The organism is Marinobacter sp. F3R11, from assembly GCF_003318275.1.
Taxonomy (GTDB): Bacteria; Pseudomonadota; Gammaproteobacteria; order Pseudomonadales; family Oleiphilaceae; genus Marinobacter.
In genome coordinates this window covers 68379-80817 of the sequence record NZ_QOCH01000015.1, presented here as the reverse complement: position 1 = coordinate 80817, position 12439 = coordinate 68379, and the positions used below count along the sequence as shown (strand labels likewise).

General features: G+C 48.5%; 10 protein-coding genes. 6 read left to right on the top strand and 4 right to left on the bottom strand.

Annotation, left to right across the window (positions count from 1 at the left end):
* Window positions 1–7: 7 nt before the first annotated feature.
* The 3 genes from DS878_RS08770 to pilB all read right to left on the bottom strand — a co-directional run bounded on the left by DS878_RS08770 (window position 8) and on the right by pilB (window position 3911).
* Window positions 8–883 carry a prepilin peptidase gene (locus DS878_RS08770; RefSeq protein WP_113815605.1) on the bottom strand — a complete coding sequence of 292 codons (876 nt, stop codon included), beginning with the start codon at window positions 881–883 and terminating at the stop codon, window positions 8–10.
* Between the two features lie 86 nt (window positions 884–969).
* Window positions 970–2190 (bottom strand): type II secretion system F family protein, encoded by a 1221-nt coding sequence (locus DS878_RS08765; protein WP_113815604.1) that lies wholly within the window; start codon window positions 2188–2190, stop codon window positions 970–972.
* A 2-nt stretch (window positions 2191–2192) separates the two neighbouring features.
* Entirely contained in the window at window positions 2193–3911 is a 1719-nt protein-coding gene (gene pilB / locus DS878_RS08760) for a type IV-A pilus assembly ATPase PilB (protein ID WP_113815603.1), read from the bottom strand.
* A 395-nt stretch (window positions 3912–4306) separates the two neighbouring features.
* On the opposite strand from pilB, the gene DS878_RS08755 reads away from it, so the two are divergent.
* The 6 genes from DS878_RS08755 to DS878_RS08730 all read left to right on the top strand — a co-directional run bounded on the left by DS878_RS08755 (window position 4307) and on the right by DS878_RS08730 (window position 10742).
* The gene (locus DS878_RS08755) at window positions 4307–4768 is read left to right on the top strand and encodes a pilin (protein ID WP_222837449.1); all 462 of its coding nucleotides are present in this window, start codon (window positions 4307–4309) and stop codon (window positions 4766–4768) included.
* 51 nt (window positions 4769–4819) lie between these two features.
* Window positions 4820–6748: a tetratricopeptide repeat protein gene (locus DS878_RS08750; protein ID WP_113815602.1), complete on the top strand. Its 1929-nt coding sequence runs from the start codon at window positions 4820–4822 to the stop codon at window positions 6746–6748.
* A complete protein-coding gene (locus tag DS878_RS08745) occupies window positions 6741–7598 on the top strand; it encodes a glycosyltransferase family 2 protein (RefSeq protein WP_113815601.1) in 858 nt (285 codons plus the stop codon). The genes DS878_RS08750 and DS878_RS08745 overlap by 8 nt, the downstream gene beginning before the upstream one ends.
* A complete protein-coding gene (locus DS878_RS08740; RefSeq protein ID WP_113815600.1) occupies window positions 7591–8817 on the top strand; it encodes a glycosyltransferase in 1227 nt (408 codons plus the stop codon). Before DS878_RS08745 ends, DS878_RS08740 begins: the two co-directional genes overlap by 8 nt.
* A 25-nt stretch (window positions 8818–8842) precedes the next feature.
* A complete protein-coding gene (locus DS878_RS08735) occupies window positions 8843–9784 on the top strand; it encodes a glycosyltransferase family 2 protein (protein WP_187298770.1) in 942 nt (313 codons plus the stop codon).
* 73 nt (window positions 9785–9857) lie between these two features.
* Window positions 9858–10742: a glycosyltransferase family 2 protein gene (locus DS878_RS08730; RefSeq protein ID WP_113815598.1), complete on the top strand. Its 885-nt coding sequence runs from the start codon at window positions 9858–9860 to the stop codon at window positions 10740–10742.
* A gap of 278 nt (window positions 10743–11020) precedes the next feature.
* On the opposite strand, the gene DS878_RS08725 is transcribed toward DS878_RS08730, so the two are convergent.
* Entirely contained in the window at window positions 11021–12382 is a 1362-nt protein-coding gene (locus DS878_RS08725) for an MBL fold metallo-hydrolase RNA specificity domain-containing protein (RefSeq protein ID WP_113815597.1), read from the bottom strand.
* Between the last annotated feature and the right edge of the window lie 57 nt (window positions 12383–12439).

Here is a 12439-nt window from a genome sequence, read left to right as displayed (position 1 = left end):
CAGTCCCTCAAACTCCCAGTAGTCCGTACCAGAATTCCTGGATCTCACTTCCAAACCATAAACATAACAAGCCTGCGGTCGCGAGGTAAGGCCCAAAGGGAATAGGTACTTCGCGGCCATGTTTTTTGAACACCATCAGGCTGATGCCTACAACTGCGCCGACCACCGAGGATAAAAGAATAATAGCCGGTAAAAGTTCCCAGCCCAGCCAGGCACCCAGGGCAGCCAGCAGCTTGAAATCGCCATGCCCCATACCCTCTTTCCCAGTGGCAAGTTTGAACAGCCAGTAAACAGACCAAAGGGAAAGGTAACCGAAAACCGCACCCAGGAAAGCGCTGTTGAAATCGCCTGAATATCCGAAGTAGCTCAGTAGCAGCCCTAGCCACATCAAGGGCAGGGTGATGCTGTCTGGCAGAAGCTGCGTGTCGAAATCGATCACGGTAAGGGCGACCAAAGCCCACACCAGCAGCAGGGTAAGCAACGTTGTCTCGGTAGGGCCGCCGGCTGCAACAGTGATGACAGAAAACAGAGCGGTTACTGCCTCGATAACCGGATAACGGGCAGATATATGAGTTTTGCAGTTGCCACATTTCCCGCGAAGAATAAGGTAACTGATAACCGGAATGTTTTCCCAGGCCCGGATTTTATGGCCGCAGGAAGGGCAGGTGGAAGCGGGGCTGGAAAGAGTGATGCGCTCTTCCTGCTTGTGTTGGGCTTCCGGTATCTCCAGAAAAGTTTCGCACTGGCAGCGCCATTCCTGATGCATCATCTTCGGCAGTCGAAGGATGACCACATTCAGAAAGCTGCCAATGCAGAGAGAAACTAAGATTACTGAGGGGTACAGGAGCCACGGCGTTGCGAGGAAGACGTTTAATGTAGACATTCAAAAGCTCTGAGTGATTCTCTTGCATTTCTCCCTGCTCCTTCGAGGGAGCAGGGAGGGGCACAATGATCTGCGCGCGGTGGGATTTAGCCTACAACCTGCCCCATTTGGAAGATTGGCAGGTACATTGCAACAATCAAACCGCCCACGAGAACCCCTAGTACGGACATGATCATCGGCTCCATCAGCGCTGTCAGGTTATCAACCATATCGTCAACCACCGCTTCATAATGTTCGGCAACTTTCTGCAGCATTTCATCCAGGTTACCGGATTCCTCACCGATCGATGTTAACTGCACCGCCATAACAGGGAAGATATCCTGCTGTCGCATAGATGCCTGCAACTGGGTGCCACTGGAGACATCATTTTTGATGCGTTGAATGGCATCCCTATAAACAGCATTGCCAGTGGCGCCGGCCACTGAATCCAGGGCATCTACAAGGGGGACACCTGCGGCAAAGGTAGTAGAGAGAACCCGGCCGAACTTGGCTACTGCTGATTTGTCCAGAATTTCGCCGACAATTGGAAGTTTGAGGACATATTTGTCCACAAAGTCCGAGAACTTCTGGGAGCGGCGATTGACCTCTTTGAACAGGAATATTGTGGCCACAATACCCAAAAGTACGATAAACCACCATGATTGCATCCATTCGGAAAGCTTCACAACCATCTGGGTAAATACAGGAAGCTCTGCGCCAAATCCTTGGAATAAAGCTTCAAACTGAGGAACAACCTTTACCAGAAGAATTGCGGTGACAACGATTGCAACAACAATAACTGCAATGGGATAAGTCATCGCTTTTTTGACTTTTTTCTTGAGAAGCTCGGTTTTCTCCAGATAAGTGGCGATGCGATCCAGCATTTGCTCCAGCGCACCGGCTTTTTCGCCGGAATCCACCAAGTTGCAGTAGAGGTCATCGAAGTGTTTCGGGTGCTTGCGGAGTGCTCCGGCAAAGCTGGTGCCGGACGCAATATCGTTCCGGATTGCCATAACCAGTTCCTGCAAGCCTTTGTTTTCAAGGCCATCGGTAACAATGTCAAAGCTTTGAACCAAGGGCACGCCAGCTTTCATCATTGTCGCCAGTTGCCGGGTAAGCATGGCAATGTCGAAAGCCGTGATCTTCTTGCTGCCACCAAACAACGGCTTTGGTTTTTTCTTTACCTTGTCCGGAATGATCCCCTGCTTGCGTAGCTGGGCTTTCACCAGGGCAAGATTGGAACCGGTAAGTTCCCCTTTGGACTTGTTGCCTTTCCGGTCTTTACCTTCCCAGATGTACGATTCCAGCTTTTGCGCTTTCTCTGCCATGCTTAATCCTTCGTCACGCGGTTGGCTTCCTCAAGGCTGGTTACGCCCTCAATCACTTTCATCAGTGCGGATTGGCGTAAGTTTCGGAAGCCTTCGGCTTCAGCCTGTTTTGCAATTTGAATGGAGCTGGCCTCTTCCATAATCATGCTCGCCAGCTTATCAGTAACCTTGACCACTTCGTAAATACCGACGCGGCCTTTATACCCACCATTGCATTTATCACAGCCCTTGGGGTGGTACAACTTGAAGCCTGTATCAATTTGTTCCTGTGTGAACCCTTCGGTCAAAAGTACGTCTTTTGGCACATCGCCGGGCTGTTTGCAGGCACTGCACAGACGGCGGCCCAGCCGCTGGGCAATGATCAGGCTTACGGATGTTGCAATGTTGAAGGCGGGTACGCCCATGTTCATCATCCGGGTAAGGGTTTCCGGTGCACTGTTGGTGTGTAGTGTGGATAAAACCAGGTGGCCCGTCTGTGCAGCTTTGATAGCAATGTTGGCTGTTTCCAGGTCCCGGATCTCACCTACCATGATTACATCGGGATCCTGCCGGAGGAAGGCGCGTAGTGCTTCAGCGAAACCTAATCCAACTCGGTTATTCACGTTTACCTGGTTGATGCCTTCAAGGTTAATCTCGGCCGGATCCTCCGCTGTCGAGATGTTGATATCTTCAGTATTGAGAATGTTCAGGCCGGTATACAAGGATACGGTTTTACCCGAGCCGGTTGGGCCGGTAACCAGGATCATACCTTGCGGCTGGGCGAGTGCGTCAAGATACAGCTGCTTCTGGTCTTCTTCGTAGCCTAGTGCATCAATACCCAGTTTGGCTTGGCTGGGATCCAGAATCCGAAGTACAATTTTTTCGCCCCAGAGCGTAGGGAGGGTGTTCACCCGGAAATCAATGGCTTTGGTTTTGGATAGCTTCATCTTGATCCGGCCATCCTGAGGTACCCGGCGTTCGGAAATATCCAGTTGTGCCATGATTTTTATACGGGCTGAAATCTTTGGTGCCAGCTTGATTGAGGGGCGGGACATTTCCTTCAGCATGCCGTCAGTTCTGTATCTCACCCTGTAGATTTTTTCATAAGGCTCGAAATGTACATCCGAGGCCCCGCCGCGAATAGCATCCAGCAACATCTTGTTTACATATTTTACGATCGGGGCATCGTCTATCTCATTCGCAGAAACGTCGCCTTCATCATCCTCCTGTTCGCCACCTTCGGTTTCAATACCCTCCAGATCCGTATCATCGAGGTCTCCCATGCTGGTGTCATGGGACTCAAGATACTTGTCGATCGCTTCACGAAGTCGTTCATCATCAACCAGGACCGGGTCTGTGCTGAGGCCAGTGTTGAACTTGATCTCGTCCAGTGCCTGAATGTTTGTGGGGTCGGACACAGCAATGAAAAGACGATTTCCCCTTTTGAAGAGCGGAAGGGCATTGTGCTTTCGCACTAGTTTTTCGTCGACTATCTTCTCTGGCATCATTTCCGGGAGGAATGATGAAAGGTCCAGAACGGACACTCCAAATTCCATTGCCGCAGAAAATGCCAGCTTGGAGCTGTCTGCCAGTTTGTTCTGGGTGAGATAGGTGATCAGAGGGATCCGGTTCTGGGAGGCCTGAACGAAGGCGTCCTTGGCGATGGCCTCGTCCAGGAGTCCGTCGTCTACAAAGCGCCGGGCCAGGCCGGTAAGCGTGATATTACTTTGGTTAGTAGCCATAAACTGTATAAGGAATGCCGTCTAAGTGACTGAAAGAAGGTTTTCATGATTGAGGAGAGTTTAGATGGCTGGTGTTGGTTTGGAAAGGTGTCTAGTTGATTTGGGGTTCCATTTGGGATTGGGTTTGCAAATGAGCAAGCCTGAGAGTGGCAGAGGGGTGACAAATTTTGTCAACGAATGACGGGGGGCGGCTCCAGGGTCTCTGGATTGATATGTCGCGTTAGGTAGTTGGATTTAATATAAGCTAATGATTTATATAGATTTAATTATTTTTCCGTTTGGTTGGCATGAGGAATGCTTGGGCTAGGTAGGCTCAAAAAAACCGGTTTTAGGGGCAAGGCTCCACCGGCCCCGGGCCAAACTGAGTTGGTCAACGACAATCATAGAGGTCATATATGAAGAACATGAAAATCAATCACGCCCAGAAGGGTTTCACACTGATCGAGCTTATGATCGTTGTTGCGATCATCGGTATTTTGGCTGCAGTTGCAATTCCTGCATATCAGGATTACATTGCTCGCTCTCAGGTTACTGAAGCAGTCAACCTGACAGCAGGTCTTAAGGCGCCAGCTGCTGAATTTTTCCAAAGTACTGGCAGTGTTCCGTCACTTGCTGACTTGGGCGCTACAGACTCAGGTCGCTACGTGGCTTCGATGACTATAGGCACTGCTTCTACAAACACTTGGTACATTCAAGCAACCATGAAGACCAGTGACGTGAACACCAACATCTCTGGTGGTACGTTCGCAATTTCTACCACTGATGGTGGTTCTTCGTGGGAGTGCGGTGAGTCTGGTGGTGAAGCTGCCAATCAAACTGACATCGGTGTAGCGTACCTGCCTTCCTCTTGTAAGTAAGACAAAGCTTGATGATAGGCTTGCCCGGTGGTGACGCCGGGCATTTTATTTATGAAAAATAAACAAACAGTACATTTTTTTTACGCACTTCTTTTTCTTCTCCTGACATTTATTATTTATCTGATTTATTCTCCAGGATTGAATGGCGCTTTTCTTCTCGATGATCTTGGCAACCTTAGAGGGATGGCAGAGCTTGAGGGGGGCACCTTAAGAGATTGGGTGGCGTTTATTTTCGGGGGAATAGGCTCTCTCGGCCGTCCCTTCTCCCTGCTGACGTTTGCTCTTCAATACCAGTCCTGGCCAGATATTGTCTCTTTAAAATTGTTTAACTATGCCCTTCACATAGTTAATTTTGCGCTTGTCCTCTTTTTGTTAATTGCCACTGTTCGACGGGTTAAGCCTAATTGGGCACGTGATAATCCAATTTTATTGGTTGCACTAGGGGTTGGACTGTCATTTTTTTGGGCGTCAGCGCCAATTCACACCACAGCGGTTCAGTATGTCATTCAGCGAATGACACTTCTTGCAGCATTCTGGATGTTGCTTGGGCTTAATGTGTGGGTTTTACTGTTGGCTCGGATGGAGAATGCCCAAAATCCTAGGAAGGTTTTTTTTGGCGCTGCGCTTGCTGTCTTGATCTGCACGACATTCGGCGTGCTCTCGAAAGAAAATGCCATTTTGTTGCCGCTTTTGTGCCTTTTGTATCTTTTCATTGATAACTCTGTGTTCCAGCGACTCCGGGCTTTCAGGGTTCCGCTGATTCTATTCATGATGTCACCTGTCATTGCTCTCATGATCGTAATGATCATCGATTTTGATGGATATTTTATTACAGGTTTTAACTTTCGCGATTTCAATTCTTATGAACGGATGCTGACGCAGTTTGAAATTGTGCCGGGTTATATCTTTAAGTTTTTTTACCCAGTCGGACAGGATTTCATCCTTTTCTACGAGAACTATCCTGTTGTCAGAGATTTTTTAGAATCTTGGGTGGTTATTGTTAGCTGTATAGCTTTCACAGTGTTGCATTTTTTTGCTTGGCGATTCCGTGCGAGATTCCCCTTGTTTTTCTTGGGTGCATTCTTTTATACGGTAGGCCAACTTCTTGAGTCTAGTTTTCTGTCGCTTGAATTGTATTTTGAGCACAGGAACTACTTCCCGTCGATTGGGTTGCTTTTCGTCGTGCTAGAAGGGCTGATCCGGATACCGCAAAAAATCCAGTTGCCAGTGGTTTTGTCCGTGTTTGCAGTGCTTGGCTCAGTTAACGCGTTTATTACGTTTCAGGAAAGCAAGATTTGGGGTCGCCCGCTCCAGCAGGCAATCATTTGGTACCAGAATAATCCCACTTCAAACCGCGCGCACGGGCATCTGGCGGTTGAGCTGATTGCTGGCGGTCATAGCAAGAAAGCATCGGAGTTTTATGCTCAGACGGTTGATCAGTTCGAAAATGATATAACAAAACCGCTGCTCTGGCTCGAGGTCCAATGCACACAGGGGGAAGATTTCGGAGACATTAAAATCAGAAGGTTTTTACTGGAGTACGCGCGCGAGTCTGAGTATTTTAAGGAAGCCAAGAATATTATTGGAGCCATACTCCGGAAGTCCGAGTCGGGACAATGCAGTGGGAAGATTATTCAGGACCTCGAAGATACCGTTGATGCTCTGATAACTAATGATAATTTTCGTAGAGATCGCATTGATCTATTGATTTCTATGGCCAAAATTAATTTTTACCAGGGTGAATTGGGAAAGGCCTACGAGTTTATGACTATTGCGAATGAAAGTTCTGACCGGGTGGATGTGAAGCTATCTTTAGCCCAAATCGAAATTACCAGACAGAATTTTGACTCCGCTCGCGATTATTTGGTTAAGGCTGAAGCGCAATGCGCGAAAGCGCGGTCGGTTAAGTGTTTGCATTTAAGAGAGGACTTCGAGTCAGTGACAAAGAGTTTGTCTAGTCAGGAACACGCCAATGACTGAATCAATCAGTGTGGTTATACCAGCTAAAAATGAAGCCCGAAATCTTGGGAAACTGTTACTCAGCATTCGAGAGGAATTGCCGGGTGCAGAAATCATTGTTGTTAATGATGGCTCCACAGACAATACAAGGGAGGTTGCCGAAGGGGCCGGTGCACGGTGTGTCAATCATGAATACAGTGTTGGGAATGGTGCTGCAATTAAGAGCGGGGCCCGTGCCGCAAAGGGTGAAGTGATTGTTTTTATGGATGGTGATGGTCAACATGATCCCAGGCAAATCAGGCTTTTGCTTGAAAAAATTGATCTAGGTGCCGATCTTGTTGTGGGTGCTCGACACTCTGGGGGGCAAGCCAACATAGGAAGAAGCTTGGCGAACAAATTTTACAACTGGTTTGCGTCCCTTGTTACGGGATTTAAGATTCAGGATCTTACTTCCGGCTTTCGCGCCGTAAATGCGAACAAGTTCAGACAATTCCTCAACCTTTTGCCGAATGGCTTTTCCTATCCAACAACAAGCACGATGGCGTTCCTGCGGAGTGGCTACAGCGTCAGGTTTGTGCCAATTGAGGTCGCTAAAAGAGAAGGAAAAAGCCATATTCGGCCCATTAGGGATGGAATTCGTTTTCTTCTGATAATTTTTAAGGTTGCAACCTTATACTCTCCGCTCAAAGTTTTTGTTCCATTGGCGGCGATTTGTTTCGCGTTGGGACTGTCTAGGTATGGATATACGTATTGGTATTTCGGGACGTTTACCAATATGTCTGCTCTTCTGATGGTCGCTGCAGTTCAAATTTTTCTCATAGGACTTGTCTCTGAGCAGATAACGTCCCTGATATATAAAGATCGTGACTGATGTCGAGCGTGAGCTCTTAATGATGCGTAAAAAGCTTTTGGTGCTCTCGTCAACCTATCCCCGCTGGAGTGGCGACACCGAGCCCTCGTTCGTGCACGACCTGTCCAGACGGCTTGCTGAAAACATGGAAGTCACGGTCTTATGCCCAAGCGCTAAAGGCGCGAGCAGAGTTGAGACGATGGATAATGTGAACATTGTCAGGTACCGATATGCTCCGAATGCATGGGAGACGTTGGTGCATAACGGTGGCATAGTCAACAATATTCGCTCGAAGCCGTGGAAAGCCGTTCTTTTACCCTCATTTGTGCTTTCTCAGATTTTTACTGCGCTTTGGTTGTGCCTTCGTTCTCGGCCAGATGTTCTGCATGCACATTGGCTGGTTCCTCAGGGTGCGGTTGCTGCATTGGTATCGATGTGTTTCCGTTGGAAGATTCCATTTGTTGTTACTTCTCATGGAACAGACCTCTGGTCTTTCAAGGGTCGCATTTGGTGTGGGATTAAAGGATGGGTCGCCCATAGAGCTTCTACCGTGACCGTTGTTAGCAGGGCTATGTTAAAGGAGTTGGCCAATCAGGTGGGCGCGGTCAAAAACGTTGTTGTTGCGCCGATGGGGGTTGATTTGGAAAACCGTTTCCGACCAGCAACCAACGAAGAAGGCGGGGCGCGCCGGATTATCACCGTAGGTCGTCTAATTGAAAGTAAAGGTGTGGAGTATCTAATCGGGGCGCTTCCTGAACTGTTGCAAAGGTTTCCTGATTCCACTGTTTTGATTGTAGGCGATGGCCCAGATAAAACTCGGTTGCAAGACATGGCCAAGAAGCTTGGCGTGTTAAATTGCTGCGAGTTCGCGGGCAAGGTCTCACATAATGAACTTCCAGAGCTATACCGTTCCAGCTCAGTATTCGTGGCGCCCTTTCTGCAAGAAGGTTTGGGTTTAGTTTGTATCGAAGCTCTAGGATGCGGCTGTCCAGTAATCGCTTCAGATATACCAGCCCTCGCCGATATTATAGAGCATTCCGGGAATATCCACTTAGTGCCAACCAGGAACAGCGGAGCTATCGCTAATGCCATTACCACCGTGTTTTCAGATGTGGATATGGGGTTGACTGAGGTCAAGCGCTCCCATTCCAAGCTGTGTGATAACTTTGGATGGAATGTTGTGACCGAAGGTTACGTCGCAATCCTTAATAGGGCAATCGTACAGAAGGCGAAAAACTAGTGTGTACTTCATGTTGGGGGGCGTTTTGACTATTTCTATGAGCTTTGAAAATTATAGCGCTGACATAGTAATCCCTCTCTACAATAATTGGTCAGCGCTAGTTGCCTTATCATCCGAGATCGAACGCTGGCTAGACGTATACCCTTTGTTGAATGTGTTCGTTATCGACGATGGTTCATCAGAACCTGGATTCGAATGGCCCCCCGTGTTTAGCGGGAATTCGCGTTTGACTTTGATTAGACATATGAAAAATCGAGGTAGAGCGTCAGCGCGCAATACCGGTTTTCGCGCAGGTAACTCAGAGTTCGTTATTTTTCTCGATGTGGATTGCGTCCCTCAAGACGGTTGGTTGGATCACTTTTTTTGGGGTGCGCAGTCGGGTGCAAATTGTATCTTTGGAAACCTTAGAGCTGATGGACGATCCTATTGGTCACGATATCTCAATGAACTTTACGCAAAAAAAGCCAGCGCGTATTTGAAAGGGTCGCGAGATTTTAATACGCCCTTTTGTATGTTCCGCCGGGAGCTGCTGGACCGCATTGGCGGGTTCAGTGAGGAATACACACGATATGGGTTTGAAGATCGAGATCTGATTCAAAACCTTATCAAATCGTTTGGAATTTCCCCCCTTTTTCTTGCAGATGTTTATGCGACGCACTCTCCTCCCACCAGCGTGGAAGCTGTCTTGACAAAGGCTTCTGAATCGGGAGCCTATAGTGCCAAGGTGTTCTCTCAGCGCTTTCCAGCTTGTTACCGTAAGACAGGCTATTGGTATTTTGATGCGCGTGAGCATTCGGTGGCTTATTGCTTTCCTCTGTCTGTTTTGTGGCTTTCGATTGATAAAAATGTATTTGCGTTAAAAAAATTGATGGACAATGAGTTTTTACCTTACCTGGTTTGGAAGTCACTCGTTAAAGTGAGCTCTGCATTGGCTTTTTTTCACGGCACAACCGGAGCATTAAGATAACGAGTTACTTTTATGTAAGTTAAAATATCATTTATTTTCATTTAAATGCATTTCTCAGGCATTGGAGGTTCAAATGGTTCCTGAGGTCAGTGTCATAATCCCAGTTTTTCAAAATCAGATAGGCGTGGAGCGCTGCCTCGCGGCGATTGCTCGGCAAGACGGCATAGCTATGTCTGATATTGAAGTGATCGTTATTGATAATGGTTCAGAACCTAAGTTGACTGTATCAAAGAGCCTTCCTTTTCCAGTTAAGTTGCTGATTTGTAGTAGAAAAGGTGCCTACTCCGCGAGGAATGCCGGTGTAAAAATGGCGAACGGCAAAGTTCTTGTTTTTCTGGATGCTGATTGTTGGCCAGAAAAGCTTTGGATTCGTGCTGGGTTAGACGCTTTATGCAGGAACGGGAAAGATAGCATTGTTGGTGGGGATGTCCGTTTCGAGACGGCACCGCACCCGAGTGTTGTAGAGTCTTATCAGGTTTTAATGGGATTCGGACAAGAGCGCTCTATTAGTGAGTTGCAGTTTTCTGCCACGGCCAACTTATTTGTCTCTCGGCAGGTATTTGAGCAAGTGGGGGCATTTAATGAAGACCTTTTGTCGGGCGGTGACCGAGAATGGTCGTGGAGAGCCGGGAAGCTTGGTGTGCCGATTTATTTCTCTAAGGATGCAATGGTATGGACTAAGCCTCGAACGACCTTGAGAGGCGCTCTTATCCAGGCTCGAAGAGTTGCTGGTGGACGCATGAGTTTGGAAGATAATGCGGAGATTGTAGCTGTTGTTGGCTTGGAGAAAATTCAGCCAAACAAAGGCCTGTTGGATAAGATTAAAGTCATCTTGTGTGCACGTAAGCTTCCTCTCACGCGTCGGCTCTTGATTTTTGGTGTAGCTGTAATTGTGAGGCTGGTGCATGATTTCGAACGGATACGCATTGGAATGGGTGGAGAATTTGAACGAAGGTAAATCGATGAATCAACTCAGTTGAAGCATATTGATGGAAGTTTCTCCAAAGCAGAAGGTCAGGTCGACGGTGGAGCTATCCGGGGAACCCCCCATTTATAACTGGGGTAATAAGTGGTGTCGTTCAGACAGCCAAAGCACCCAGCAGGCCCTGTCCACCGGATGCCTTCAGTGCAGTTTGTGAAGATTCCGCCTGAAAGCCCGGATCTGCCAGATAGCGTCAAGGGCTGTGCCAGTGGCGATGAAGAGTAAGAAGAAGCCAAAGAAGAACCCAGTAAACCTTAAATCTCAACCTCCTGATACAAATCCGGTACCTCAGCGTCCCATCCAAACTTCTCTGTGATCCGCTTGCGCATGATGTCGCTGGCCAGCATTTCACCGTGGGTGACATACACTTTCTCTGGCTTCAGGGTTCCCTGCTCGAGCCATTGCAGGATTTCGTTGTAATCGCCGTGGGCGGAGAGTGATCCTATGTTGTGGATTTCTGCTTTCACAGGCCAGTATTCCCCATGGATTTTCACGGAATCTACGCCGGCAACCAGTCTGTCGCCCCGGGTCCCTGGCGCCTGGAAGCCAGCAAAAATAACGCTGTTCCGGTAGTTTGGCAGCAGTGTTTTCAAATGGTGGAGAACCCGGCCTCCGCTGGCCATGCCGCTGGCTGATACGATGATGCAAGGGTAGCGGGCAGAATCCAGTTTTATGGATTCATCTACAGTGCGGACGAACTCGGTGTGGTTATCGATCATCTCGCACTGACTGGCGCTCAGCTTGTGTTCTTTATGATGCCTGCAAAATATCTCTGTAGCTTTGATAGCCATAGGGCTGTTAAGGAAAACCGGTAACTTGGGAATTCGCCCTTCTTTCATGATCTTATGAATTGCGTAGAGCAGCATCTGAGCACGCCCAACCGCAAAAGCGGGTATTAGTACAATACCGCCACGGTTCGCAGTGCGGGTAATGATCTCCGCCAGTTCGGTTTCCGGGTCGGTTTCCTCATGCAGCCGGTCTCCGTAGGTGGATTCGCACACAAGCACGTCGGCTTCTTTGATAGGCTCCGGTGCCCGCATGATCATGTCATTCTGCCGGCCCACGTCACCGCTGAATACAACTGTACGGTTGTCGGCTTTGTGGTGAACGTGTACGCAGGCAGAGCCCAGAATATGGCCGGCGGGGGTAAAGGTTACTTCAAAGTCCTTCACCGGCTCAAAGGTCTCGTGGTAGTGAAGGGGCTCGAAGTGTTTCAGGGCTTCCCAGGCATCCTTCTCGGTAAACAAGGGTTCCGGATGCTCATGTTTTGAGAATTTTTTGCGGAACGCGTATTTTGCGTCTTCTTCCTGGAGATACCCGGCATCCGGAAGGAGCACTTTGCACAAGTCATGAGTACCCTGGGTGCAGTAGATCTTGCCCTTGAAGCCATTTTTTACCAGCGCAGGCAGATAACCGGAGTGGTCGATGTGGGCGTGAGTGAGAACCACCGCATTTATAGTGCCCGGGTCTACAGGAAACTTGGCCCAGTTCCTCCGGCGCAGGGTTTTAACGCCCTGATACATGCCGCAATCGATCAATACGCGATGGTTGTCGTCAGATAACAGATAGCGTGAGCCGGTTACTGTGCCAGTGCCGCCGAGGAAACGAAGTTTCATACACAAAGGACCTTTTCAATGCTTGCATTGGAACGCGTTTTAAACAGGTTATGCCAG

Coding starts and splice junctions, on each gene's coding strand:
- DS878_RS08770 (WP_113815605.1), bottom strand. CDS start 883: ATGTCTACATTAAACGTCTTCCTCGCAACGCCGTGGCTCCTGTACCCC.
- DS878_RS08765 (WP_113815604.1), bottom strand. CDS start 2,190: ATGGCAGAGAAAGCGCAAAAGCTGGAATCGTACATCTGGGAAGGTAAA.
- pilB (WP_113815603.1), bottom strand. CDS start 3,911: ATGGCTACTAACCAAAGTAATATCACGCTTACCGGCCTGGCCCGGCGC.
- DS878_RS08755 (WP_222837449.1), top strand. CDS start 4,307: ATGAAGAACATGAAAATCAATCACGCCCAGAAGGGTTTCACACTGATC.
- DS878_RS08750 (WP_113815602.1), top strand. CDS start 4,820: ATGAAAAATAAACAAACAGTACATTTTTTTTACGCACTTCTTTTTCTT.
- DS878_RS08745 (WP_113815601.1), top strand. CDS start 6,741: ATGACTGAATCAATCAGTGTGGTTATACCAGCTAAAAATGAAGCCCGA.
- DS878_RS08730 (WP_113815598.1), top strand. CDS start 9,858: ATGGTTCCTGAGGTCAGTGTCATAATCCCAGTTTTTCAAAATCAGATA.
- DS878_RS08725 (WP_113815597.1), bottom strand. CDS start 12,382: ATGAAACTTCGTTTCCTCGGCGGCACTGGCACAGTAACCGGCTCACGC.